Consider the following 23,771-nt stretch of genomic DNA (forward strand, 5'->3'; position numbering starts at 1 on the left):
AACGATGGTACAATCACTCAAGCTCGGCGGCGCTGCGAATGACGAAGCGGAATCCGGTATCAAGCGGATCAACCGCCTGCCGATTATCGTGGTGATCGTGCTGGTGATCGCCTTCCTTGGCGTCATTTTTTATGGGCTTGCCTCCCGCGGACTCTACTTCGGAAAGGACACCGGTCCGGAAACGAGTTCGGGCAATCCGGCCTCGACCTTCGCCGATCAGATCAAGCGCGGCGTGACGGACGGCATCATCGGCGAGCCGCAGCAACAGACCACGTTCCAGCCGACACCCGTCGAGACCAAACAGGACGAGAAGGCGAACAGTCCCTTTACGCCCCAGCCGGGACAAAACCAGGAACAGCAGCGCGGACGGGAGTTGGAAAACGAAGCGGTCTGGCGGGCGCGTCTCGAGCGGGAACAGCGGGAGCAATATCTGCGGGAGCGGCATCGCCAGCGCATGGCTCGATTGCAGGCGAATGATGCAGCCTATGACGCGCCGCTCGCGATCGATCGCAGCAAGCTCGAGGCGAGGGCTGACGAGACTACCTCAGCCAGAACGACGACAAACACTCCATCATCGACAACCGCCAGCGCCACCTCTGATCTTTATGCCGCCGCGTTGCGGGCTGGTCTCGGCGGGCAGAATGTCGATCCGAACGGACAGTCCTCCAAGGAGGACTTCTTCAACGCCGATCTCAAGGACCTCGGTTACCTGCCGAACCGCGTCGTGCCGCAGCAATCACCGTATGAACTGAAGCGGGGTTCGGTCATTCCGGCGACGCTCATATCAGGCATCAATTCGGATCTGCCCGGCCGCATCACGGCCCAGGTCAGCCAGAATGTCTACGACAGCGCTACAGGGCATCGTCTGCTGATCCCGCAAGGAGCGAAGCTCTTCGGGCGCTACGACAGCAAGGTGTCGTTCGGGCAAAGCCGCGTTCTCGTCGTCTGGACCGATATCATCTTCCCTGATGGATCCACGCTGCAGATTGGTGGAATGGCAGGAACAGACGCGCAAGGTTACGGCGGTTTTCAAGACAAGGTGAACAACCACTATTGGCGGACATTTGGTTCGGCGGCGCTGATCGCGCTGATTGGAACCGGGATCGACGCGTCTATACCCGAAAGTTCGACGCTGGCCACGCAGGATACGGCATCCGATGCGGCGAGGCGGAATTTCGCGGAAAGCTTTGGCCGCGTCGCGGAACAAACCATCAGCCGGAACCTCAATGTCCAGCCGACCCTCGAAATTCGGCCGGGTTACAAGTTCAACATCCTCGTCGATCAAGACATTGTGTTTCCGGGGGCTTATCGACTACAGTGAAGGTCATGGGCGTAGTGGCACCGTGTCGATGGAGCTAGTGAGCGTTCAACGAGAAACGCGGCCGCAGGTTATCCACGCCACCAAGATCGCCGATGCCGCGTCAGCAGGTCACTTATTCAACAAATGCCGGGCTAGTCGATATTGCGGGCGTTACGCAGGCTCATACAGCGTGAGGTGGCGCTGCAAACCCGCCGGGAAATCCCTGAAACCTGTGCGCAGGTCATTGTCGAACATTGCACGGTGCAGGTTAATAACCTCTTCCAAGCCTTGCGTCGCGCTCTGCAAATGACGGTGTCACAACTAGCAAAGGCCTGATCGGCCCGACGCCGCTGCGGGTAAGCCGTTCTCCCCATTGAATCCGCAACTCTGTCAGCAGCCGCTCGGTTCATGCGGCCATGCCGTATGCTCTACCGGCTTGGCGGCAGTTCTAAGATTGCTCAGGCCTAGCAACTGAGGCGCGCTCGACTACCTCTGTTTCCAGAACGATGCAACTTGGTTGGCCACTGCTTCCATTCAGGCGTTTAACTAGCATAGAGGCAGCCATCTCTCCGAGCTGGTAAACAGGCTGGCGAACGACTGTGACAGGGGGAGACGTAACCGACGTCCAATCGGCATCATGGAACGACACCAACGATAGGTCTTTCGGTATGCAAACCCCTAACTCTCGGCACACCTTGAAAACTTCGAGTCCGATAACGCTGTCCGACGCAATGACTGCGGTCGGGCGCTGCAACGAGGTAAGCATGTTTGTGATCGCTCGGCGGGTATGGTCTGGTGTCGCAGCACCTATCTGTATCAAGTCTTCTGTCAATTCAAGATGCTCTTTTTGGCAGACATCGAGGAATCCCTCGATGCGTCGGCGGACCGAACCGGTAGTTATATCGGTCGGTGTGCGGAACCGCTGGCCTGGATCGCCGCAGCCCGTAATATAAGCGATTTGACGATGGCCTAGCCCAACCAGCCAGCGAGTGACCTCCTCAGCCGCCTGGCGGTCATTGGCGACCACCGTATCGACTTCTACCAACTCGCTGGCCCGATCAAGCAGCACTAGCGCTCTACCGGAGCGGGCGACTTCCCTGAGATGTTCGATATCGTTCACATCTGCGGGCGAAACGATCAGGCCATCGACCCGCTTTGTAAGCAAAGTGCGGACCGCATCCTTCTCGATTTCCGCGTCCTCGCCGGAGTTGATGAGGACCACGGTGAAGCCGGCCTGCCGCGCTACATCGGTAATCCCCCGCATAGCAAGACTAAAAAAGGGGTTCTCTATATCGCCGACCACGACTCCGATCGTGCCGGAACGCCCCGTGGTCATGCTACGAGCAAGCTCGTTAGGGTGGTAGTCAAGCGCGCGCGCAGCTGCAGCAACAGCTTCGCGAGTTCGATCGCTGACGATTCCATATCCGCCGAGAACTCGAGCGGCCGTTGCCTTTGATACGCCTGCCTTAAGCGCCACGTCGGCCACTGTAACTGGGCTGTTCCGAGCTTGGTTTTGATTCATGAAGGCTAGCCTTTATAGGAGATATTGACGTCTAGCAATTCCAAGGCTAAATAACCAGCCAACAAAAAGAGACCGGTCTCAGTATCGATGAAACCGGTCTCTTTACGGAACACACCCCACATCGACTGGGGCACCACGGTTGGTGCTACTGCGTATCAACCAGATACTTTCTCCAACATTAGTCTTCCTCCATCACAATCAATAAGGGGCAACATGACACGACAGATACGATGGGGCGTCCTGGGCTGCGCCGGCATCGCCGTCAAGACGGTCATTCCGGCGATCCAGTCCAGCCGACTTGGCCGAGTTACGGCCATCGCTTCCCGGAATGGTGACAAGGCACGGCAGATGGCCGAACGCTTCGGCATCGCCAGGGCCTACGGCTCCTATGAGGACCTGCTGGCCGATCCCGAGATCGATGCGATCTACAATCCCCTGCCCAACCACCTACATGTGCCCCTGACGATCAGGGCGCTCCAGCAAGGCAAGCCGGTACTTTGCGAAAAGCCGATCGCGCTCGATGCGCAGGAAGCCGGAACGCTTCTGGACGCACAGAAGGCTGCCGGCCTGCCGGTCGCGGAAGCCTTTATGGTGCGGCATCACCCACAGTGGAAACAGGCAAAGGCGCTGATTGCCGAAGGCCGGCTCGGCGAGGTCGGCGCCATACAGACGATCTTCTCCTATTATCTCGACGACCCCGGAAATATTCGCAATCAGGCGGATATCGGCGGAGGCGGCCTGTTCGATGTCGGCTGCTATGCCATCAACACGGCCCGCTATCTTTTCGATGCCGAGCCGCTGCGGGCGATTGCGCTGATCGAACGGGACCCGGCCTTCGACACTGACCGCCTGGTGAGCGGCCTGCTGGCTTTTCCGAAAGGCCGCCAGCTCGCCTTCACCTGTTCCACCCAGTTGGCGCTGACGCAGAAGATCACCGTTCTCGGCACCCGCGGGCGCCTCGAAATCCCCGTTCCGTTCAATGCGCCTGCCGATCTGCCGACCCGTCTCGTTCTCGACGATGGCCGAGATCTCGACGGCGGCGGACGCATCGAAATCGCCGTGGAGGCGGTCGACCAGTACCGCGAACAGGCCGATGCCTTCTGCGATGCCGTGCTCTTCGGCACGCCGCTTGCCACAGGGCTGGAGGACGCCATCGCCAACATGAAGGTGATCGACGCGCTATTCCGCTCCGCCGAAAACGGCCGCTGGGAAGAGCCCTGACCCGACCAATCCCTGCCGCACCTGATGAACATCACAAACCCACTGAAAGACAGACCATGACAGACAAGACCATCTCCTCTGCCGTTATCATCGGCGCCGGCATTTTCGGCGTTTCCACCGCCGTTCAGCTTGCCAGGCGCGGCATACGCGTCACCATTCTCAATGATGGCCCGGCGGCCAACGGCGCATCGGGCCGCTCGCTTTCCTGGCTGAACTCGTCGCGCATGCGCTCTGAACCCTATCACCGGCTGCGCATGGCCGGCATCGACCGCTATCGCACGCTGTTCGCGCGTAATCCCGATACCGACTGGCTGCGTTTTGACGGCGGTCTCACCTGGGATGCCGACGATGCGGGCAACGAGATCGCCGCTGCCTATCGCCATGAGGTTTCGCTGGCTTATGATGCACAGCACCTGGCCGCCGGCGACGTAGCGGGCGTCACCCCGGGCCTCGATGCACGCGCGATTACCCCGCAGGGCGCGATCTTCAATCCCGGCGAGGGCTGGGTGGACCTGCCCGTCCTGATCGGCCTGCTTCTGAAGGAGTTGTCCGTTCTCGGAGGCGTACTGGTGACGGATCAGGGGGCCGCGAGGGTCATCGTCGAAGATGGCCGCGCCACCGGCGCGCAGACTGCAAGCGGCGATCGTTTCAAGGCCGATGCCGTGGTGGTCGCCACCGGTCCGGCTGTGCCGAAGATGGTGGCGGAGAGTGGGGAGACCATCGGCGACGGAACGCCGATTGCGCTTCTCGTGCAGACGAAGCCGCTCGATCATCCGCTGCGCGCCGTGCTTAACACGCCGCGCGTTGCCGTCCGCCCAGCGCCCGGCGGGACCTTTTCACTGGACGCCGATTGGGCCGCCGACGAAGGCGTGACGCTTCGCCCCGATGGCAGCTACGCAATCGATGATGCGGTTGTGGAGGCGCTGATGGCCGAGGCGAGCAGGGTGATGGATGGCAATCCGAAGCTTGAGATTGCCTCCATCGACATCGGCGGAAAACCGATCCCCGGCGATGGGGAGCCGGTGATCGGCGCTCTCAAGGCCATCCCCGGCTACTATGTCGCCTTCAGCCACAGTGGTGCCACGCTCGGTCTCATCGTCGGCGAACTGCTCGCATATGAGATTGCGACTGGAGCGGAACATCCGATGCTCGCAAAGTTCCGTCCTGAGCGCTTCGCATCACAATAAGGCGATAGTCTTTCCACACCAACGCGCCCGTTCTGGCCAGGATCGGCGGTCGCAGACCGTGTGCCAGTTTCCGCGATGGCATGCCTATGCGAACCTTCGACGCAGCGCTACAAGGGGATCCCGAGGGATCCTCCTTGTACGATAGCGAAAGGTGAAACGGCTGGGAAACCGGCGAGTTGAGGGATGTTGCGGCGCTGGCGAATGTATCGCAACGACTGCTCGCGCCCTAGACAGTGATGGGTGTGGCGCAATCCCGACAATTCTTTTCGACGATCCCTTGAAGGATCTCAAGATAGCTTTGCGGGGCGACGCGCTCGGAAATCGTCAACCTCGGACAAAGCATGTCCAGTATCACGATAATCTATGTGCCTCACGACGAGAGGGAAGCGATGCCTTTCGGCAAGCGGCAAAAAGTCAAGGGTCAGCTCGGCGTCCGCGCGGAAAGCACGCGTATCGACAAGGGCAGCGGAACAATTTTAGCATTTATTTGAACTCTCGATTTCGCCGAACATCTCGGCGAGGTGGAGACCCTCGCTGTAGACCTACCCCGCACCAGCTACGGTCAATGGGGATGGGCCGCTTCTGCAAGCGCGTGCAAGGTAGTGGTTTTACCGCAGGACTTCGGGCCTAATTCCTTTGGTGCTAAAAAGACCGCCTCAGAACGCTACAGGCCCGCTTTTTTGATTGTCTCGTCGTGAAAATCCCAGAATTCCCGGAAGAAGCGATCAATGATATCGGAGCGGCTCTGGTTTGCGGAGCGGATGGCCAGGAAGCCGGCATCGATGAAAATACCGAAAGGGCGGACGATCACGCCCCTTTGCGTAAACTCGCTGGCAGAGGTCGGGTCGATGATAGCAATGCCCGCTCCTTCGCTGACCAGTGTCAGCGCCGTGTGTGACAGCCGCGTTTCTAGTGTTGCAAGACGGCGCACGCCGGCCAACGCCACCTCAACCCGCATCGCGAAGATGGTGCCTGGTTCGAGGCTGATCATGCGCTGCTCCTCAAGATCGGCGGGATGGATCGTCTCCTTGATGCAAAGCGGATGGCCTTCGGGAATGGCGACAACGGCGGCCAAAGGCCGCGTCTCGATCACGAATCCCAGCCGGTCGAGCGGACCGTCGGCGTAACCGATGTCCGCCTGTCCCGCAGCCACGGCTTCTATGACCATGGAGGAAGGGAGACCGCTCAGGGAAGCATGCAGGTTTGGCTTGTCACGCAGGAAACGGGCGAGGAAACGGGGAAGAATGCCGTTGGCCAGCGCCGGCATCGCAGCAATCCGCAAAGTTCCCGCAGCGTGCCGCGCAATCTCCTCCGCCAAAGAAGCAATTCGGTTCAAGCCGATGAAGGCTCGATCCACCTCCTTCCACAGCGTCAGGGCCTCCTGCGTCGGGGTAATCTGGTTGCCACGGCGCTCGAACAACCTTAGACGCGTTGCGTGTTCGAAGTCCCGGATCAGTCGGCTCACCGCGGGTTGTGTGACGGACATCAATTCTGCCGCAATCGTCATTTGCCCGGTAAGCATGACCGCCCGGAATGCCTCGACCTGACGAAGATTCATCACCAACTCCATAACATTGGGTTATTCTTGTCCCATTTTTTCGAATTTGACCGCATGGTTGGCCCGTGCGATCCCTTCTGTCAATAGAAGGGGCAAGCTTCCGAGGCCTTCTGAGTTCACGGCAGCAAGACAGTCTCTCCGGAAAAAAGCGCTAAGAACCGGCGGCCTCGTTCGTCGGCGCGATGACGCGCGCAATCACGTACTGGACAATGAAAGGCTGGGCGGGTGGACTATGTGCGGCTCATGGGCTTCGGGCCCGATGGCTGGGGACACAGCCTACTCACGGCCACCGCGATGACTGTCGCGGTCGCGCTCTGCGGCTTCCTCGTAGGAGCCGTGCTCGGCTGTCTTGGCGCGGCGGCAAGCTTCTCGCGCTTGCGCGCATTCCGCTCGGTCGCCGACGTTTACACCACGCTACTGCGCGGTATTCCCGATCTTCTGGTCATCTATCTCTTCTATTTCGGTTCGAGCTCGCTGATATCGAGTGTCGGAGCCTTGTTTGGCGCTGAAGGTTTTGTCGGTGCTCCCGCGTTCCTGACAGGCGCCCTGGCGATCGGCGTCGTCTCCGGCGCTTACCAGATGCAGGTCTTTCGCGGCGCCGTGTTGGCGCTGCCGAAAGGTGAGATCGAGGCCGGGCGTGCCTATGGCATGCCGGCCTTGCTGCTGTTTCGCCGCATCGTCCTGCCGCAAGCCGCCCGCTTCGCCATTCCCGGCGTCGGCAACGTCTGGCAGCTGGTGTTGAAGGAATCGGCGCTCATATCGGTCATCGGTCTGGTAGAATTGATGCGGCAGGCACAGATCGGCGCCGGCTCCACGCGCCAGCCCTTCAGCTTCTATCTGACTGCAGGCGCCCTCTATCTGCTTATCAGCTTCATTTCCGGGCGGGGCTTTCGGTTGGCCGAACAGCGGGCGATGCGCGGCATCCGGAGGGCTGTGTGATGCCCTTCGATCTTCCGTTTTTCGCCGAAAGCTTCGTGGCGTTGCTCGGGGGCATTCCGCTTACGTTGCAGCTGACGGCCTTGTCCGTGATTGCCGGCAGCATCCTGGCCTTCGCGCTCGCCTTCATGCGCATTTCCGGAAAGTGGTGGCTCGACGCGCCGGCGCAGTTCTACATCTTCGTTTTCCGCGGCACACCGCTCCTGGTTCAGATCTACATCATCTACTACGGCCTCAGCCAGTTTCCGCTGCTGCGCCACAGCCTGCTCTGGCCTTTCTTGCGCGAAGCCTATTGGTGCGCGGTGCTGGCGCTGGCCTTCAATACCGCTGCCTATAGCGCGGAAATCATCCGTGGTGGTCTGCTTTCGGTACCGGCCGGCCAGATCGAGGCAGCTCGAGCCTGCGGCATGTCCAGTCACTTGTTGTTTCGCCGGATCGTCATACCGTTGGCGCTCCGGCAAATGCTGCCCGGATATAGCAACGAGATCATCCTGATGGTGAAATCGACGGCGCTTGCCTCGACCATCACGCTTCTGGAAATCACCGGCATCGCGGCCAAGCTGATCTCCGAAAGCTATCGGACTGTGGAAGTCTTCGTCTGCGCCGGCGCCATCTATCTTGCCATCAATTTCCTGGTCGCCCGGGTCTTTGCCTGGCTCGAATACACCGTGTCGCCGGAGACCAGAAGGCCGGAGAAACACTATGCCTGATGCCACCGCCACGCCCGCCGTCGCGCTGTCCGGCATCCGCAAGAGCTACGGCTCGCTCGAAGTGCTGCATGGCGTATCGCTCGAAGCGCGAGAAGGCGAGGTGATCTCCATCCTCGGCTCCTCCGGCTCGGGAAAATCGACGCTGTTGCGCTGCATCAACATGCTTGAAGTCCCCAATGGCGGTTCTGTTGCGATCCAAGGCGAGGCGATCGCGCTCGACCAGACGCCGGGCAGACCTCCGCGTCCGCGCGACAACGCTCAGGTCAACCGCCTGCGCGCCAAGGCGGCGATGGTGTTTCAGTCCTTCAATCTCTGGTCCCACCTGACCATTCTCGAAAATCTCATCGAGGCGCCAGTCCATGTGCAGAAGCGCAACCGCAAGGACTGTCTGGCCGAGGCCGTGGCGCTGCTGGAGCGCGTCGGCATCGCCGACAAACGCAATAGCTATCCGGCGCATCTGTCCGGCGGCCAGCAACAGCGTGCCGCGATCGCCCGGGCGTTGGCGATGCGGCCGAGCATCATGCTGTTCGACGAGCCGACTTCGGCGCTCGATCCCGAACTTGTCGGCGAGGTGCTGAAGGTCATGCGCGATCTCGCAGCCGAAGGCCGCACCATGCTGATCGTCACCCATGAAATGGCCTTCGCCCGCGACGTCTCCACCCGCACGATCTTCCTGCACAAGGGCCGGATCGAGGAGGAGGGCCCGCCTTCGGAAGTGTTCTCGAATCCGCGATCGGAGCGCTTCAGCCAGTTCATTTCGCGGGAAAACACCTAAGGCCGCAAGGCCAGCGATCATTCTAGCAGCAAAAGCAAACCAGAGGTGAACCCATATGAAACTGAAATCCACACTCGCCGCCCTGCTCCTCGCCGTCGTCGCCACAGGCACGGTTTCCGCGCAGGAACAGAAGAAAGTCACGATCGCCACCGAGGGCGCCTATGCGCCCTGGAATTTCTCTGGCCCGAACGGTGCTCTCGAAGGGTTCGAAATAGACCTCGCCAAGGTGCTCTGCGAGCGCATGAAGGTCGAATGCGAGATTGTGGCGCAGAATTGGGATGGCATCATCCCTTCGCTGACGGCGAAGAAATACGACACCATCATGGCAGCCATGAGCGTGACGCCGAAGCGTGAGGAAGTCATTGCGTTCTCGACGCCCTATGCCGCCGGCATCAATGGATTTGCCGTCGCCGCCGACAGCCCGCTCGCCGACATGCCCGGAACCGGCGAGAGCTATTCGCTCGACAGCGAGGCAGCCGAGGCGCAAAAGCGCATCGACGAAATCGCCGCCCTTCTCAAAGGCAAGGCCGTTGGCGTGCAGGGATCGACCACTGCGTCCACCTTCATGGAGGCCTATTTCAAGGACGGCGTCGATATCCGGGCTTACAAGACCACGGAAGAGCACAATTTCGACTTGGTCAGCGGACGGCTTGACGCCGTTCTCGCCAACGCGACCGTTCTTGCCGCCGCACTCGAGAAGCCTGACATGCAGGGTGCGAAACTCTCCGGCCCGCTGTTTTCCGGCGGCGTCTTCGGTGTGATCGCCGTCGGCTTGCGCAAGGAAGACACCGCGCTCAAGGCGCAGTTCGACGAAGCCATCAAGGGCGCGCTGGCGGACGGCACCATCAAGGAACTGTCGCTCAAGTGGTTCAAGGTCGACGTCAGCCCGCGCGGCTGACGTTCTGATGCGAACCGGTGCGGCCCTCGGGGTCGCGCCGTACGCCGCACGCAAACGGACATTCTCTGATGCCTTTATTGGACGAAAGCGATATCGCGGTCGTCGGCGGGGGACTCGTCGGCGCTGCGCTGGCCTGGGGGCTTGCCCGCGCCGGCCTGAAGACCATGGTTCTGGACGGAGCGGATCTCGATCCGCGAGCGTCGCGTGCCAATTTCGCCCTCGTCTGGGTACAGGGCAAGGGTCTGCATGCGCCCCACTACGCGCTGTGGTCCAAAGCTTCGGCGGAGCGCTGGCCGGCCTTCGCCGCCGCGCTTGCCGAAGACACCGGCATCGATGTGGCGCTCAGCCAGCGCGGCGCCTTTTCCTTCGCGCTCTCGCAGGGCGAACTCGATGGGCTGGCGGCGGAGCTTGAGGAGATTGCCGTCGAGACCGGTGGCGCGGCTGCACCTTATGAAATACTCACCGCGCAAGAGACGCGTCGGCGCCTGCCGCTTGTCGGCTCCGATGTTGTCGGCGCGGCCTATTCGCCGGCTGATGGACATGTGAATTCGCTGCGCCTCTTCCGCGCGCTGCATGCGGCCATGCGCCGTCGCGGCGTCGATTACCGCCCCGTTCATGCGGTCGAGCGCATCGAGCCGGAGAGGAACGGTTTTCGACTTATCGGCGCATACGGCGCGATTTCCGCCCGTCGCATCGTGCTGGCCGCTGGCACCGACAACCAGCGCCTGGCGCCGATGGTCGGGCTTCACGCGCCGCTCAAGCGCAGCAAGGGCCAGATCCTGGTTACCGAGAAATGTCGCCCGTTCTTCGAATACACCTCTGCAACGATCCGGCAGGCCGACGAGGGCGGCGTGATGATTGGCGACAGCGAGGAGACGCACACCTCCGCCATCGCCACCAACCAGGATATCAGCGTGGTACTCGCCAACCGGGCCATGCGGGTCTTTCCCTGCCTTGCCGATCTCAATGTCGTGCGCAGTTGGACCGGCTACCGCGTCAAGACGCAGGACGGTTTTCCGATCTACGAACAGTCCGCCTCCCATCCCGGCGCCTTCATCGCCGTCTGCCATTCCGGCGTGACGCTGGCGGCCAACCACGCGCTGGTCGTCGCGCCACAGATCGCCGCGGGCACCCTTTCTCCCGATCTCGCACCGTTCCATTCGCGGAGGTTCCATGCTTCGGAGAATTCGTGAACCCGCCGAGATGGTAACCTTCTCCTTCGATGGCAGACACGTGACGGCAGCGCGCGGCGATACGCTGGCTGCGGCCCTTCTTGCCGCCGGTGTCCACACGTTTCGTGACAGCGTGGTGGGCGGAGAGCCGCGCGCGCCCTATTGCCTGATGGGCGTGTGCTTCGAATGCCTCGTCACTATCGACGGCATCCAGAACCGCCAAAGCTGCCTGATCGAGGTGCGCGAAGGCATGGTGGTCAACAGTCAGCACGGCGCCCGCCAGGTGACGGGGGGCGCAGATCGATGAGCATGCGCAGGATAACCGATGCGGGCATACTTGCGCCGCACTACGATATCGTCGTCGTCGGCGCCGGCCCGGCTGGCCTGTCGGCCGCGACCGAGGCGGCTGCGGCCGGCGCCTGCGTGCTGGTGGCCGACGAAAATCTCGAGCCCGGCGGCCAAATCTACCGCGCCGTGACCCGCAATACGCCGGAACGGCAGGATTTCCTCGGCATGGATTACTGGAAGGGACGCGCTGTCGTCGAGGCGTTTTCCGCGTCATCGGTCGATTATGCCGCCGCCACCACCGTCTGGAGCCTCGATGCCGCAGCGACCGAGGAACAATACGCGACCGTCGGGCTGACGCTCGGCGGCGCAGCGCGGATGATCTCCGCCCGCGCCGTCATCCTGGCGACCGGCGCGATGGAGCGGCCCATGCCCGTGCCGGGCTGGACGCTTCCCGGCGTCATGAGCGCCGGGGCGGCGCAGATCGCGCTGAAGTCCGTTTCCGGCATTCCCGCCGGCCGCATCGTGCTCGCCGGCTGCGGGCCGCTGCTCTACCTGCTGGCCGATCAATTGTTGCAGGCGGGTGCCAATATCTCTGCTCTGCTCGAAACCGCCGAAAAGAAACAACGGATAGCGGCGTTGCGCCATCTTCCGAATTTTCTACTCTCACCTTATGTCGCCAAGGGTCTTTCCCTGCTGTTCAGGGTGCGACGGCAGGCAAGGGTGATTTCCGGGATAACGGAACTGGCGATCACCGGCACCCGCCATGTGGAAGGCGTGCGTTTTCGCTCCGGCAAACGACGGGAAACGATCGCCGCGGATTGCGTGCTCCTGCACCAGGGCATCATCCCCGGCATCAATCTCACCAGCGCTACCGGCTGTGCCGTCGAATGGAACGACACCCAGCGCGCCTTTCAGCCATGCAGGGATAGCCATGGCCGCACCTCGCTTGCCGGCATCCTGTCGGCGGGCGACGGGGCTGACATCGGTGGGGCGGAACACGCCGCGGTGTCTGGCCGTATAGCGGCATTGGCCGCGCTTGCGGATATCGGCCTGCTGCCGTCGTCACAAATTGCCGGTCGGCTCGCCGAGCTTGAGAAGCAGCGCCAGCTCTACCGCCGCGGCCGAGCCTTCCTCGATACGCTCTACCGGCCGGCCCGTCAGTTTCTCGCGCCGCCCGAGCCCGACACCATGGTCTGCCGTTGCGAAGAGGTGAGTGCCGGAACCTTGCGGCAGGTGATTGCGCTCGGGGTACCGGGGCCGAACCAGCTCAAGACCTTTCTGCGCTGCGGCATGGGTCCCTGCCAAGGCCGCATGTGCGCCTCGACCATTACCGAGATCATGGCAGATGAGCGCGGTGTCAGCCCGGCGGAGATCGGCACTTACCGCCTGCGGGCGCCGATCAAGCCGCTGCGCCTTCTAGAGCTTGGTGCCCTGCCGCAGACGCCGGCTGCCGTCTTCGCCGTCACCGGTCGCCCGCCCGAACACCATTCAATCGAAGAAGAAGGAAAGAAGCAATGACGACACGTCACATTCAGACCCCGATCATGCACCGCGTCGTTGAGTACAACCGCATCATCTTCGTTGGCGGCACCACCTGCGACGACGAGAGTCTCGACATGGCTGGCCAGACCCGCGAGATTCTTGCCAAGCTCGACAAATATCTCGCGGAGGCCGGCTCGGACAAGTCGAAGCTGCTTTCGGCCACCATCTTCATCACTGACATGACCTTGAAGCCGCAAATGGATGCGGTCTGGAAGGAATGGCTTGCGCCGGAAAGCTTCCCCACCCGCGCTACCGTCGGCGTCGCCGATCTCGGCGGCACGACGCTGATCGAAATCGTCGTCACCGCGCATAGCTGATTCCGCCGCACCGAACCTGCTAGAAAGGCAAACCGATGAAGATCAGCAATGTCAGGATTTATCGTATCGAGGGCGGCGGTCTGCGCCCCGTGCTCATCGAGATCGAGACGGACGAAGGCATTTCGGGGTTCGGCGAGGCAGGCGTTGCGTATGGCTACGGCGCCCCAGCTGTTGCCGGCATGCTCGGAGACATGGCCTTGCGGCTTTCCGGTCGCAACCCGCTGGAGATCCGCCGGATCTGGCAGGATCTTTACGACCATTCCTTCTGGGCCAAGGGAGGAGGGGCGATCTCGTTCGCAGCCATCAGCGCCATCGAACTGGCGCTCTGGGATATCAAGGGCAAGGCTGCCGGCATGCCGGTGCACGAACTCTTGGGTGGCGCGGTGCGCAGCGATATCAAGGTGTATGCCAATGGCTGGAATCACGAACACGATGATGTGGTCAACTGGGCGAAGGCTGCGGGACGACCCTTGTCAGATGGCTATCGTGCCCTGAAAGCCTATCCTTTTGCTTATGAAATACCGGACGGCACGTTCCGCCATGTCTCGGCGCGAATACTCGACGACGGCCGATTCCGTCAGGCGATCGAGCGCATCAAAGCCCTGCGCGCCGAAGTCGGGCCGGATATTGAGCTGATGCTCGACTTGTCCGGCGGTCTCTGCGACGACCAGCTGATGCGCTTTCTCGATGTCTGCCGCGATCTTGATATCAGCTGGATTGAGGAACCGCTCGATCCCTTCAACTTTGCTGGCCTGACGCGGGTCGCGGCACGGACCGGTATCCCGATCGCGCTTGGTGAGCGGGTTTATGGCCGCGGCGGGTTTCGCAACGTCCTCGATACCGGCGCCGTTTCGATTGTCATGCCCGACATCGCCAATTGCGGCGGCATGCTCGAGGCGGTGCAGATCGCCGGTATGGCGGAAACCTATAATGCACGCGTATCGCCGCACAACTGCGCCACTTCGCTGTGCACCGCAGCCTCACTGTCGCTGTGCACCTCAATCCCGAATGCGATGAATCTCGAAGTTTATCCGTATTTCAGCGACGCGAACACCTATGTCCAGGTACTGGAAAACCCGCCGGAACAGGCCATCACGAGGGACGGGACATTGCGGCCAAATTCAATACCAGGTCTTGGAATCATCGTTGACAGGAGGCGCATCGAAGCTTGTTTGAGCTTCGCTCTTATTTGACTTTCGCTCGTTTACCTCGATTCTAACTGAATAGCGTCTCGCACACCCCGGAGATCCGTTCCTCGGCAGACAGAACGTAAAATTGCCTCCACCGATCAAAGCAGGTACATGGATGCGAAATGCCAAACGCGACAACATCCCCGATTCTAAGATCTGTAGGTTTCTCCAAACGAAGAAAGGCATGTTGATCGTTGAGTTTGGTCACAGACAGCGATGAGGGATCGAACTCGGTCTTTGGGAGTCCGTCGCGAAAAATCCCAAGCGGCACTGGCATGCCTTGGTCGAACGAGACGTCCCGCATGCCAAATCCGCATATTGCAAGGTCAGGCTCTGGAAGGGAGAGAATCTCAGCCCAGAGTTTTAACGCGGGCTTGAAGGAATTCTCGGCGGAAACCCTGTCTTTTCCGATAGGCAATCCGCCCCGGCGGTCCATTGCCGCCAGTCCGCGTCGATAGATTCCGTGATCGTAGAAGAAAATAGCACCACTTCTGAGAAGCAGGAATGCATTCGCGTCTTCCGCCACGACTGGTCCGAGCGCTTCAATCACCCGATCGAAATAGAGGGAGCCTCCGGCAGAGATGACAAGGGCGTCCGCAGGCGCCAGCCGATGCAGATGCGAAAAAAATCGGGATACGAGGGTAAGCAATGCATCGATACCCTCGATGCGCGCCATTTCTGTCGGTCCGTCCACCGAGCCTTCATACGTGGTAACACCTCGCAGAACCAACATCGGGTCGCGCAGGATTGCCTGGGCCACTAAATCAGCAGATTCGAAGGTTCGTGCGCCGCTGCGGCCCGCGCCCACTTCCACAAGGACCGGTATTGACGATTTTGCTGCGGTTGCGGCGGCACTGAGCACATCCACTGCAGCAACCGAATCCGCGATGCAAACGATTTCGGCTTCAGGATACTCCTTCTGCAATGCCGCAAGTCTTGGAGCGTTCCGTAAGCCGCCCAATCCGTTCGCGATCAGGATCCTGCTGATGCCATGAGAAAGCATCGCTTCGGCTTGCTGGAGATTGGCGACAGTAGCCGCCCATGCGCCCGCCTCGATTAGATCGGCAGCAATGTCGGGTGACATCGGTGTCTTGGCGTGAGGCGCGATCCTGACACCTGCGGCGCGAAGATAACCCAGGAAGAAATCGCGGTTATGGCAGTATGCGGCCTCGTCCACTGTCAGGGCAGGCAGCAACACCTCGCACGCTGACGGGCGTAAACCAAGGACGGACGAAAGAGTGTGGTGAAATTGTCCTAGCGGCATCCGGTGCTCATCCTTCATGACTTGGGGGCGAACGGCTCGCGAGCGCGAGAACACCAGCAACGGTGATGAAGAGTGACCCCACCAGCATTGCTAGATCGGGGAGGTCTCCCCAGACAATGAAGCCGGCCACAAGTGACAGGGGCACGGCAGAGTAGCGAAACGGAGCGATCTCAGCGAGCGTGGCGATGCGGGTAGCTTGCACAAAAATCCAGGTACCCGCGGCAGCGAAAACTCCTGCGTACGCAAGAAGCATGAAATCTTGAGGGTGCATCGGCAGATAGCCTCGAGCGGCAATGACCGGTGCAACAAGGATTGGTACGGAGAGCGTCGTTAAGAGGGCGACAAGGCCGGATGGAATATCCGCCGACGTGTGTCGCGTAAACAGGTCGCGTGCGCTAAGAAGAAGGGTAGCAGAGCAGGCAAGAAACAGCGGTACATTGACGCCGGTGGACACCGGCCGTGCGAAAATCATTACGCCGACGAAGCCAAGCACCACACTTATTGTGAGTCTTCCCGTCAGCCGTTCTCCAAAGATCAGGGCGCCGGTAGCAGCAGAAATAACAGGCGCGAGCATCATGATGGCGGTTAGTGTCGCCAGCGGCATTTCAGCAAGGGCAAAGACGAAGGCGAGACTTGCAAGCCCGTCGCAAGCGGATCTGATTATCACTGCCGGCATCAGCGCGTGCCTCCAGCTGTAAGTAGTACCACTCAGCCGCAAGAGAACGAGAAGTGAGGCGGCGCCGATCACGCCTCGAACCATCATGACCTGAAGGGTATCGAATCGCTCGGTCAGCAGTTTGGTGGCGACGTCATTTTGTATGTAGAGAGTCATGGCGACGACCACGAGGGCGGCGCCTTTCAGGGCCTGGTTTTGCATCGCCTATCGCCGGTAGGACCTGTCGATCCGGTCGAGAAGCCGCAGGTGAGCATCCCACTCCAAATCGAGATCGCCGTCGTCGAATGAAACGATGTCTGCCTGCTCAGCCACCCTGGACCTGACCGAAGTTTCAGGCAGTTTGATCTTGCGGTTCATCGAAAGCGTCGCAACCTGGATTTCGCAAGCGAGATTAAGATAATACATTAGGTTGAACGCCTCTGCGACACTGCGTCCGACCGTTAGCAGTCCATGGTTTCGAAGGATTAACGCTCGCTTGTCTCCAAGGTCGGCAACAATACGGTCGCGCTCCTCGATATCAAGCGCTATGCCCTCGTAGTCGTGATAGGCGACATGCGGCTCCAGTCCTAGAGCGATCTGGTTCAGCGGGAGAAGCCCTTCCTGCAGGCTGGAAACGGCCATCCCCGCTCTTGTGTGCGTGTGAATGACACAGAGTGCATCATGCCGCGCACCGTGGATGGCGCTGTGAATCACAAAACCTGCTCGGTTCACCCGATAGGGATTGTCTCCGATCTTGTTTCCGTCGAGATCAATCGTGACCAGAGAGGATGCGCTGATTTCCTCCCAAAGCAACCCGTAGGGATTGATCAGGAAGCGACTGTCGTGATCGGGCAGTCGAAGAGTGGCGTGTGTATAGATGAGATCGGCCATCCGGTAATGGGCTATCAAACGGTAGCACGCCGCCAGTTCGACCCGGTGCTTCCATTCGGCGCTGTGCAAATGCATTGGTGCGCGCTCCTTGTCGCTCAGGCGTCATGATCGAGGAATTCAAGCAGCCGCTCAGCCGCGGTCGTGAGTTCCTTCGTTTCCCGGGCAAAACAAAGCCGAAAGTAGCCTTCGCCCGCCATGCCGAATGCTCGCCCCGGCGCGAGGCCAACTCCGGTTTTCTGCAGCAGCCCTCCGGCAAATGCCGTTGAGTCGGCGATCCCGTCGATGCCGAAAAACAGGTAAAAGGCGCCGGCAGGCGCAAAGTGGATGCGGGAAGAGGTCGCGAGGACCGAGGAGATCCTCTCAAGCCCTTTGCGACACCGCTCCATCTGCGCGGCCAGAAACGCCTCGCCATCGTTCAGCGCGGTGCAGGCGGCGCGCTGCATGAATACCGCGACGCCCGAAGTCGAATACTGGATCAGATTTTCGATGGCGGGCCCGACGGACGTCGGGGCCTCGATCCAACCGATCCTCCAGCCGGTCATCGCCCAGTTTTTCGAGAAGGTGTTCACAAAAAGGACGCGATCCTCTTCGGTTATCAGCGAGTGTAGCGACGGTGCGGCCAGGGCGTCGGAATAGGTAAACCGGCCATAGACCTCGTCGGCGATGATCCAGAGGCCATGCTTCCGGGACAGGTCCAGGATCGCCTGAAGCAGCAGAGGATCCGCGATCCAGCCGGTCGGGTTCGAAGGCGAATTCAGGAAGATCGCGCGGGTCTTTGCTGAGATCGAGGCCTCGAGCAGGGCGAGGTCCAGAATCCAGCCGGCCCGGTCGAACCGCATGGAGACCTCGCGCACGTGGGCGCCGGCTACCCCGACGGCCGCGGCGAAGTTCGGCCAGGCGGGGGTCGGCACCAGGATTTCTTCGCCGACCCCCGCCGCCAACCGAACCGCCAGCTGGATCGCCTGCATTCCGGACCCCGTGACAAAGAAACGGTCGGGTTCGAACTGTTTTCCGAAAAGCCCGCCATAGACGCGGTCATGATATTGGGCGAGCGCGCGGCGAAGCTCGGGGATACCCGGCTGCGGCATGTAGAATGTTTCGCCCCGCTCAAGTGCCGTCGCCGCCGCGCGACAGATCACAGCGGGCGTCGGCAGGTCACCCTCGCCAACCCAAAGCGGTATGATGTCGGAGCGTCCAAAACCATGCTTCATGACCGCGGCGATGCCGCTCGCTGGTGCCGCAACGGCTTGTGGGCTGATGGACAATGAGGGGCTGATCATTACGGGCTCCGGACCAAAAAAACGGGTCAACGGCCAAGCAGAGGCGGTCCGTCGACCCGCAAAGCGCGCCCTTGATAAGGGCGCCGGGGAAAGGCTTACTGGTGATCGTAAGGGTTGCCGCGCGTCACGAAGGGTACGATGCTGATTTTTCCATTTTCATCGGCTCGGTAACCGCGCACACCCGCATAGGAAATCTTGTTTGCGTCCAGGAGGCTCTTGGCTGCCTCTTCCTGGCCTTCGGGAACGTAAAGAAAGAAAATGCGCGTTTCGTATTCCGGTAGAGGATCGCCTGCTTCGGAAGCGGCCTTCCAGAGCGGCACCTTGGCCGGATCGAGAACCTCCTCGACGTCGCCGATCTCGCGGGTTTTGCCATCCGAGTCAATGACGACGATGTCGGGGTAGTAGTCACCCGCAGGACCGGGCACCGCACGTCTTTTTTCTGGAGCGTTGGTCAAAGTGGTGTAGTTCGCCGGCCAAGTCGTCTGGCCGGGAAAGGGAAAGCGGTTCGCCGCAACGAAGGCAACAACCTCATCATGCGAAGGTACTGGCATTGTGTTCTCCTTGAACGTTTGTGAATTCGTTAGACGATGTACCTAGCGCACCGACCATTCGGGACCGCGGGGGGTGTCGATCCATTCCGGCCAGCGATAGTCCACTGGCGCCTGGAAGTCGGAAGGAAGCTGAGGCTGCACCCACCGCGACCCGCCAACACCGCCGCCAGTTCTTTCACGGAATTCCTGCTGGGCGCGTTCGAGGGCCGCGCGATCTGTCATCATGTCGAGGATCGTCGTGGAAATGACGTCCGCCGCCTTGCTCCACATCGGGTCGATGCAGGCTGGATCGCCGTTCATGGCGTGCCGAAGCCACTCGCCGTAGCGCTTGCCGGCTGGATCCGGCTTAAGCGTTGGACGGGCGACATAAAGACGGACCGTCGGTGCGTGCCAGGTGTATTCGACATAGTCGTCCGCCGCGTAGTTGAACTGCCATGCCGGCAACTGCTGACGAAAAGCGGCTTCGGCCTCCTGTGGCGGGGTCAACCGCATCATATTGTCGATGAAGGGCTCGTCCATCGGTTCGATGCCGTGATTGCGCTGACCTTCGCGGGCGAATTGCTTGGCCGCGTCGCCCCACACGGGCGCTCCGAGCTTTTCGAAATTTCGGAAGGTCAGCTCAGCAAGGGCATGGTTTGGCAGGCCCGCGCGGGTCTTGGTGATCCAGTCCGCCCGCCAGGTGCAGTGGGTCATCGCGGCGATGTGCTCGGCATTGCGGTCGAGCACGGAGAAGACGGTCTCGCACATTTCCAGCGTCGGAGCCCGCATGGAATACTGTATCTGGGAATAGGCGGGCGCCAGGTTGTCGGCCGTTGCCTGCCCGGCGACGGGAATGAATTCATTGAGGGTCCAGGTGCCGGTGTGCGGCAGCATGGATTCCTTCATCATCTTCGAATTCGTGTACATGAGGCACACGGCGTCGATGGCACCCGGCGCGCGCGCGGTCGCGTGTGCATGCGCCACGGCGCCGCCGCGACTTTGGTCGAGCCAGGTCTCAGGGGTGTCGCATTCGAACGTGTAGATACGGCTCCAGTAGGGCGCGCTGGTCGTGTCCCAGAAGCAGCCGTTGGTGAGCGCGTTGAAGGAATGCGGATGAAAGCTGATCGCGGCATCCAGCCCGTCGTAATAGCCGTGGGCGGCATGGACCGGCTTGGAACCGCACATCTTCTCCGCCGGCTCGCCGAAGAACCGCAGAGTGCCGGTGATGCCATGCGCTTCCATGGCCTTCTTGGCCGCTAGAAAGCCGGCGAAAGCTCCCATGCCGAGCGCGGAATGGGGATCGGTGTGGCCAGCGGCGTGTTTCGTCGTTCCGGGCCGCGGCGCGCGGCGCGGCTCGGCGACCTGGGATTGGCCGGGCACCGCATCATATTCGGCGTAGCCGCCAACAACGGGTCCGTCACCGTTCGACCAGGTCGCGCAAAAGGCCGTCGGCATTCCCGCGGACCCCTGCTCGACCTCGAAGCCTTCTTCCCGGAGCCGGTCGACGTACCACTGGGACGAACAGTATTCACGCCACGAAGGCTCGTGAAACGACCAGATCGTCTGATGCCAGGTGGAGATAAGAGCGCGATTTGCATCGAGCCAGTCCAGGGCGTGGTTTTGGGCGGCAGAGAAATCACTTCTGGTCATGGGTGCTCCCGGTTCCGCTCTCAAGGCGCAATGGGCCGTCACCGTTCTCGCAAGAGAATGGCCGCTGCGCGTCAAGGCGGTTCAGAAAATTTCAGGTTTGCCCGGCGGAATGAGTATGCCGCGCGGGCCACCACCTATGCATAGGGGATGCGGACAAACCGCGCAAGAACAAATTTGGAGTTGACTCCAAATTTATTAAACTGGGTCTTCGATAACCCCGCGCAGCACCATTTCTAGATGCGGGATCCCCCATTCGCGCATCGCTTCCGGCTTCATCGTGCTGGAGGTGACGAGCCGGGCGAGCGCGGCGCTGCCGATGCCGAGAAGCAGGTCACAAAGCACGGAGAGTTCGATGTCGGGCTTGATCCGCCCGTTCTGTTGATAGGCCGCGAGCATGCGCATGTACTGGCGTCGCAGCAGCAGGTCGAGGCGCTTTCCGGTCCGGTGCGCGATGCCGCCGGTGTCCAGGAACTGCGCCGACATGACCACCCTCCAGCATTCGCGGGTAAGGTGGCGGACAGCCTGATCCGCCAGGAGGCGCTCGAAGGCGAGGATACCTTCCACCGGATCGTCCGGGAGACTTTCCAGGAACTTGCGCCGCTCGGGCAGGGCCGCCTGCACGTGGCGAAGCGCAATCTCCATCAGCAGGTTCGGCTTGTTCTTGAAGTAGTTGTAGACCGATGCGGGCGCCACGGAAGCCAGTTCGGCGATTTCCTCGATCTTGGTGATCTCATAACCTTGCTCGCGAAACAGAGCATCGGCGGCGTCGAGCACTTGCTCCACCCGCTTCTTGCGATGCTTGAACCTCAGTCCTCCGGTCATGTCCTGTCCTTCCACACGGTCATGGAAATATGCATTTTCGTCAAAACTGATCTCGTCTCTATTTTTAGAGTTGACACTAAGTTTGTAGTCATGGAACATGTCAATATATCGAGCGCGGTTCAAGTGGGAAGCGCAGCCAATCGACAAAATAATGAAAACAGCCGGCCTTTCCGTCGCGACAGGCCGCCGGCCGCGCGCGGCCGCAGGAAGGAGAACGCCTTTTGCTCAAGCTGATCGACAACCCGCCGCAATGGCCGAACGGCGCACGCTGCGCTGTCTGTTTCGCGTTCGACCTCGATGCGGAAAGCTTGCTGCACCTTTATTATCCCGAGGATTCGATGCGGCGCATCACGCTCTCCTCGGCCTTGCGGTATGGCCCGAGAGTCGCGGTGCCGAGGCTTATCCGCATCTGGGAACATTACGGTATCAAGCAGACGGTGTACGTTCCCGGATGGTGCGTCGAAACCTACCCGGAAGCGGTGGAGCAACTGGCCGCGGCGGGCCACGAAATCGGCCATCACGGCTGGCTGCACGAGCGGGTCAACGCCCTCGACGCAAGCGACGAGGCGACGGTGCTGAAAGCCGGCATCCAGGCGATCGAGCGGATCACCGGCAAACGGCCGGCCGGTTACCGCTGCCCCTCGGGCGCGTTCTCGCCGGCCACGCTGGACCTCCTGATCGACGAGGGCTTTGCCTATGACGCCTCGCTCTCCGGCGACGATGTGCCCTACCTGATACGCAGTGAAAAGGGCGCGCTCCTGGAACTGCCTTCGGATCACGCGCTGGATGACTGGCCGCAATATGTGAACATGCGCGATTTCAATCACATGCTGCCGATCCAATCGCCAGAGCAGGCCATGCAGGTGTTCCGGTCGGAATTCGACGCCGCCTGGGCGAACGGGGGCCTTTGGTCGTCGGTGTGGCATCCGTTCGTGTCGGGAAGGCCCGCCCGTGCCCAGGCCATGGTGGACCTCATTGAATACATGCGGGCCAAGGGAGACGTCTGGTTCGCCACGATGGAGGAGATCGCGGCGCATGTGCAAGGACTCGTCGATCGCGGTGAATGGAAGCCGCGCGAGGAGAAACTACCCTTCTGGAAGCAGCCGGTGCCGCAGATCGTTCGCCCGGTGCGTTAGCCTCAAGCGTTCAAAAATCAGTCGAACCAACATAAAGAGGGAACAATGCGTAAAATTGGAATTCTGGCAACCGCGGCCCTCGCCGCCACGCTCTTCACCGGCGGCGTCTTCGCCCAAACCGTGCCGCAGGACATAAAGGACTCCGGCAAGCTGATTGTTGGCACCGAGCGCGACCACCCGCCGATGGAGTTCATCGATCCCAAGACGAACGAACTCGTCGGCTTCGACGTCGACCTCATCCGCGCGATCGCGGGCAAGCTAGGGCTGGAGGTAGAGTTCGTCCATTCCCGCTTCGAAGGCCTCACGCCAAACCTGCAATCGCGCCGCATCAACCTGATCATAAGCGGGATGTACGACACGCCGAAACGGCGCGCGAGCTTCGACTTCATCGATTACCTGAGCGCCGGCACGACCTTCTACACGCTCGACAAGAACACCGAGATCCAGGAGCCGAAGGATTTCTGCGGCAAGGTCGTCACCACCAACCGCGGCACTACATATCCGGACTCCGTCAAGAAATGGAGCGACGAGAACTGCGTCGCCGCCGGCCTTCCCGCCATCGACGTGATCACCGACACCGACATGGCATCCGAGTTCCTCTATATAAACCAGGGCCGCGCGGTTGGCGCCGTGCAGGGCACCGAGGCGATCCCGACGGTGCTCGCGAGCACGGATGGCCCCTTCCGCGTCGTCGGCAAGCCGTTTACCAATGTGCGCATCGGCATCGGCTTCAACAAGGAAGACACCGAATTGCGTGATACGATCCTCAAGACGCTCGACGACCTCTTCAAGTCCGGGGAGTATCTCGAGATCGTCAAGAAATGGGGCCTCGACGCCAGTGCGCTCGATGCGCCCACCGTCAATGCGGGCGACGCGCCGTGACGCTCTCGTTCGCTCTCGAAGACAGGACAAACGACCAGCGAAAGC

24 protein-coding genes are annotated in these 23,771 nt (G+C 61.0%); 15 read left to right on the top strand and 9 right to left on the bottom strand.

Features of this window, described 5'->3' with window-relative positions; all coding sequences use genetic code 11:
• Positions 1-4: 4 nt before the first annotated feature.
• Positions 5-1,321, top strand: coding sequence for an IncP-type conjugal transfer protein TrbI (trbI, locus tag L0976_RS20935; protein ID WP_234189156.1), 1,317 nt, complete (start codon positions 5-7; stop codon positions 1,319-1,321).
• A gap of 427 nt (positions 1,322-1,748) precedes the next feature.
• On the opposite strand, the gene L0976_RS20940 is transcribed toward trbI, so the two are convergent.
• Complete coding sequence (locus L0976_RS20940) at positions 1,749-2,822, bottom strand: LacI family DNA-binding transcriptional regulator (RefSeq protein WP_234189157.1); 1,074 nt, start codon at positions 2,820-2,822, stop codon at positions 1,749-1,751.
• A 213-nt stretch (positions 2,823-3,035) separates the two neighbouring features.
• Between L0976_RS20940 and L0976_RS20945 the strand changes: the two genes are divergently transcribed.
• The 3 genes from L0976_RS20945 to L0976_RS20955 all read left to right on the top strand — a co-directional run bounded on the left by L0976_RS20945 (position 3,036) and on the right by L0976_RS20955 (position 5,721).
• Positions 3,036-4,043, top strand: coding sequence for a Gfo/Idh/MocA family protein (locus L0976_RS20945; protein WP_234189158.1), 1,008 nt, complete (start codon positions 3,036-3,038; stop codon positions 4,041-4,043).
• Positions 4,044-4,099: 56 nt separating this feature from the next.
• Positions 4,100-5,230 carry an FAD-binding oxidoreductase gene (locus L0976_RS20950; protein WP_234189159.1) on the top strand — a complete coding sequence of 377 codons (1,131 nt, stop codon included), beginning with the start codon at positions 4,100-4,102 and terminating at the stop codon, positions 5,228-5,230.
• A gap of 341 nt (positions 5,231-5,571) precedes the next feature.
• Positions 5,572-5,721, top strand: coding sequence for a hypothetical protein (locus L0976_RS20955; RefSeq protein ID WP_234189160.1), 150 nt, complete (start codon positions 5,572-5,574; stop codon positions 5,719-5,721).
• A gap of 173 nt (positions 5,722-5,894) precedes the next feature.
• On the opposite strand, the gene L0976_RS20960 is transcribed toward L0976_RS20955, so the two are convergent.
• Entirely contained in the window at positions 5,895-6,788 is an 894-nt protein-coding gene (locus L0976_RS20960; RefSeq protein ID WP_234189161.1) for a LysR substrate-binding domain-containing protein, read from the bottom strand.
• A 243-nt stretch (positions 6,789-7,031) separates the two neighbouring features.
• Here L0976_RS20960 and L0976_RS20965 point away from each other — a divergent pair, with 243 nt between their 5' ends.
• From L0976_RS20965 to L0976_RS21005, 9 genes are all read left to right on the top strand, one after another.
• Positions 7,032-7,727 (top strand): ABC transporter permease, encoded by a 696-nt coding sequence (locus tag L0976_RS20965; RefSeq protein ID WP_255696123.1) that lies wholly within the window; start codon positions 7,032-7,034, stop codon positions 7,725-7,727.
• Positions 7,727-8,434, top strand: coding sequence for an ABC transporter permease (locus L0976_RS20970; protein ID WP_234189163.1), 708 nt, complete (start codon positions 7,727-7,729; stop codon positions 8,432-8,434). The genes L0976_RS20965 and L0976_RS20970 overlap by 1 nt, the downstream gene beginning before the upstream one ends.
• Positions 8,427-9,209, top strand: a complete 783-nt coding sequence (locus L0976_RS20975) for an ABC transporter ATP-binding protein (RefSeq protein ID WP_234189164.1) — start codon at positions 8,427-8,429, stop codon at positions 9,207-9,209. The genes L0976_RS20970 and L0976_RS20975 overlap by 8 nt, the downstream gene beginning before the upstream one ends.
• 55 nt (positions 9,210-9,264) lie before the next feature.
• Positions 9,265-10,107: a lysine/arginine/ornithine ABC transporter substrate-binding protein gene (locus L0976_RS20980; protein WP_234189165.1), complete on the top strand. Its 843-nt coding sequence runs from the start codon at positions 9,265-9,267 to the stop codon at positions 10,105-10,107.
• Positions 10,108-10,175: 68 nt separating this feature from the next.
• Complete coding sequence (locus L0976_RS20985; protein WP_304951722.1) at positions 10,176-11,300, top strand: FAD-binding oxidoreductase; 1,125 nt, start codon at positions 10,176-10,178, stop codon at positions 11,298-11,300.
• A complete protein-coding gene (locus tag L0976_RS20990) occupies positions 11,281-11,586 on the top strand; it encodes a (2Fe-2S)-binding protein (RefSeq protein WP_234189166.1) in 306 nt (101 codons plus the stop codon). The genes L0976_RS20985 and L0976_RS20990 overlap by 20 nt, the downstream gene beginning before the upstream one ends.
• Positions 11,583-13,085 (top strand): NAD(P)/FAD-dependent oxidoreductase, encoded by a 1,503-nt coding sequence (locus L0976_RS20995; RefSeq protein WP_234189205.1) that lies wholly within the window; start codon positions 11,583-11,585, stop codon positions 13,083-13,085. Before L0976_RS20990 ends, L0976_RS20995 begins: the two co-directional genes overlap by 4 nt.
• Positions 13,082-13,426 (top strand): RidA family protein, encoded by a 345-nt coding sequence (locus L0976_RS21000; protein WP_234189167.1) that lies wholly within the window; start codon positions 13,082-13,084, stop codon positions 13,424-13,426. The genes L0976_RS20995 and L0976_RS21000 overlap by 4 nt, the downstream gene beginning before the upstream one ends.
• 35 nt (positions 13,427-13,461) lie before the next feature.
• Positions 13,462-14,619 (top strand): mandelate racemase/muconate lactonizing enzyme family protein, encoded by a 1,158-nt coding sequence (locus tag L0976_RS21005; protein WP_234189168.1) that lies wholly within the window; start codon positions 13,462-13,464, stop codon positions 14,617-14,619.
• Between the two features lie 22 nt (positions 14,620-14,641).
• Here the strand turns inward: L0976_RS21005 and L0976_RS21010 are convergent, their stop codons facing one another.
• The 7 genes from L0976_RS21010 to L0976_RS21040 form a co-directional block, all read right to left on the bottom strand.
• Entirely contained in the window at positions 14,642-15,880 is a 1,239-nt protein-coding gene (locus L0976_RS21010) for an alanine racemase (RefSeq protein WP_234189169.1), read from the bottom strand.
• Between the two features lie 7 nt (positions 15,881-15,887).
• Positions 15,888-16,757 carry a DMT family transporter gene (locus tag L0976_RS21015; RefSeq protein ID WP_023511954.1) on the bottom strand — a complete coding sequence of 290 codons (870 nt, stop codon included), beginning with the start codon at positions 16,755-16,757 and terminating at the stop codon, positions 15,888-15,890.
• A gap of 3 nt (positions 16,758-16,760) precedes the next feature.
• The gene (locus L0976_RS21020; protein WP_024271097.1) at positions 16,761-17,501 is read right to left on the bottom strand and encodes a class II aldolase/adducin family protein; all 741 of its coding nucleotides are present in this window, start codon (positions 17,499-17,501) and stop codon (positions 16,761-16,763) included.
• A gap of 20 nt (positions 17,502-17,521) precedes the next feature.
• The gene (locus L0976_RS21025; RefSeq protein ID WP_234189170.1) at positions 17,522-18,706 is read right to left on the bottom strand and encodes a pyridoxal phosphate-dependent aminotransferase; all 1,185 of its coding nucleotides are present in this window, start codon (positions 18,704-18,706) and stop codon (positions 17,522-17,524) included.
• 95 nt (positions 18,707-18,801) lie between these two features.
• Positions 18,802-19,257, bottom strand: coding sequence for a hypothetical protein (locus L0976_RS21030; protein ID WP_023517063.1), 456 nt, complete (start codon positions 19,255-19,257; stop codon positions 18,802-18,804).
• 42 nt (positions 19,258-19,299) lie between these two features.
• Positions 19,300-20,886 carry a hypothetical protein gene (locus L0976_RS21035; protein WP_023517064.1) on the bottom strand — a complete coding sequence of 529 codons (1,587 nt, stop codon included), beginning with the start codon at positions 20,884-20,886 and terminating at the stop codon, positions 19,300-19,302.
• Positions 20,887-21,081: 195 nt separating this feature from the next.
• Positions 21,082-21,708: a TetR/AcrR family transcriptional regulator gene (locus tag L0976_RS21040; RefSeq protein ID WP_234189171.1), complete on the bottom strand. Its 627-nt coding sequence runs from the start codon at positions 21,706-21,708 to the stop codon at positions 21,082-21,084.
• Between the two features lie 221 nt (positions 21,709-21,929).
• On the opposite strand from L0976_RS21040, the gene L0976_RS21045 reads away from it, so the two are divergent.
• Positions 21,930-22,844 (top strand): polysaccharide deacetylase, encoded by a 915-nt coding sequence (locus tag L0976_RS21045; protein WP_023517066.1) that lies wholly within the window; start codon positions 21,930-21,932, stop codon positions 22,842-22,844.
• A gap of 45 nt (positions 22,845-22,889) precedes the next feature.
• The gene (locus L0976_RS21050) at positions 22,890-23,726 is read left to right on the top strand and encodes an ABC transporter substrate-binding protein (RefSeq protein WP_023517067.1); all 837 of its coding nucleotides are present in this window, start codon (positions 22,890-22,892) and stop codon (positions 23,724-23,726) included.
• Positions 23,727-23,771 lie beyond the last annotated feature (45 nt).

The sequence above is a fragment of the Shinella sp. NM-101 genome, assembly GCF_021401195.1.
Classification (GTDB): Bacteria; Pseudomonadota; Alphaproteobacteria; order Rhizobiales; family Rhizobiaceae; genus Shinella.

Excerpts from the sequence above, each read along its gene's own strand:
- trbI (WP_234189156.1), top strand. The coding sequence starts at position 5 with ATGGTACAATCACTCAAGCTCGGCGGCGCTGCGAATGACGAAGCGGAA.
- L0976_RS20940 (WP_234189157.1), bottom strand. The coding sequence starts at position 2,822 with ATGAATCAAAACCAAGCTCGGAACAGCCCAGTTACAGTGGCCGACGTG.
- L0976_RS20945 (WP_234189158.1), top strand. The coding sequence starts at position 3,036 with ATGACACGACAGATACGATGGGGCGTCCTGGGCTGCGCCGGCATCGCC.
- L0976_RS20950 (WP_234189159.1), top strand. The coding sequence starts at position 4,100 with ATGACAGACAAGACCATCTCCTCTGCCGTTATCATCGGCGCCGGCATT.
- L0976_RS20955 (WP_234189160.1), top strand. The coding sequence starts at position 5,572 with ATGTCCAGTATCACGATAATCTATGTGCCTCACGACGAGAGGGAAGCG.
- L0976_RS20960 (WP_234189161.1), bottom strand. The coding sequence starts at position 6,788 with ATGAATCTTCGTCAGGTCGAGGCATTCCGGGCGGTCATGCTTACCGGG.
- L0976_RS20965 (WP_255696123.1), top strand. The coding sequence starts at position 7,032 with ATGGGCTTCGGGCCCGATGGCTGGGGACACAGCCTACTCACGGCCACC.
- L0976_RS20970 (WP_234189163.1), top strand. The coding sequence starts at position 7,727 with ATGCCCTTCGATCTTCCGTTTTTCGCCGAAAGCTTCGTGGCGTTGCTC.
- L0976_RS20975 (WP_234189164.1), top strand. The coding sequence starts at position 8,427 with ATGCCTGATGCCACCGCCACGCCCGCCGTCGCGCTGTCCGGCATCCGC.
- L0976_RS20980 (WP_234189165.1), top strand. The coding sequence starts at position 9,265 with ATGAAACTGAAATCCACACTCGCCGCCCTGCTCCTCGCCGTCGTCGCC.
- L0976_RS20985 (WP_304951722.1), top strand. The coding sequence starts at position 10,176 with ATGCCTTTATTGGACGAAAGCGATATCGCGGTCGTCGGCGGGGGACTC.
- L0976_RS20990 (WP_234189166.1), top strand. The coding sequence starts at position 11,281 with ATGCTTCGGAGAATTCGTGAACCCGCCGAGATGGTAACCTTCTCCTTC.
- L0976_RS20995 (WP_234189205.1), top strand. The coding sequence starts at position 11,583 with ATGAGCATGCGCAGGATAACCGATGCGGGCATACTTGCGCCGCACTAC.
- L0976_RS21000 (WP_234189167.1), top strand. The coding sequence starts at position 13,082 with ATGACGACACGTCACATTCAGACCCCGATCATGCACCGCGTCGTTGAG.
- L0976_RS21005 (WP_234189168.1), top strand. The coding sequence starts at position 13,462 with ATGAAGATCAGCAATGTCAGGATTTATCGTATCGAGGGCGGCGGTCTG.
- L0976_RS21010 (WP_234189169.1), bottom strand. The coding sequence starts at position 15,880 with ATGCCGCTAGGACAATTTCACCACACTCTTTCGTCCGTCCTTGGTTTA.
- L0976_RS21015 (WP_023511954.1), bottom strand. The coding sequence starts at position 16,757 with ATGCAAAACCAGGCCCTGAAAGGCGCCGCCCTCGTGGTCGTCGCCATG.
- L0976_RS21020 (WP_024271097.1), bottom strand. The coding sequence starts at position 17,501 with ATGCATTTGCACAGCGCCGAATGGAAGCACCGGGTCGAACTGGCGGCG.
- L0976_RS21025 (WP_234189170.1), bottom strand. The coding sequence starts at position 18,706 with ATGATCAGCCCCTCATTGTCCATCAGCCCACAAGCCGTTGCGGCACCA.
- L0976_RS21030 (WP_023517063.1), bottom strand. The coding sequence starts at position 19,257 with ATGCCAGTACCTTCGCATGATGAGGTTGTTGCCTTCGTTGCGGCGAAC.
- L0976_RS21035 (WP_023517064.1), bottom strand. The coding sequence starts at position 20,886 with ATGACCAGAAGTGATTTCTCTGCCGCCCAAAACCACGCCCTGGACTGG.
- L0976_RS21040 (WP_234189171.1), bottom strand. The coding sequence starts at position 21,708 with ATGACCGGAGGACTGAGGTTCAAGCATCGCAAGAAGCGGGTGGAGCAA.
- L0976_RS21050 (WP_023517067.1), top strand. The coding sequence starts at position 22,890 with ATGCGTAAAATTGGAATTCTGGCAACCGCGGCCCTCGCCGCCACGCTC.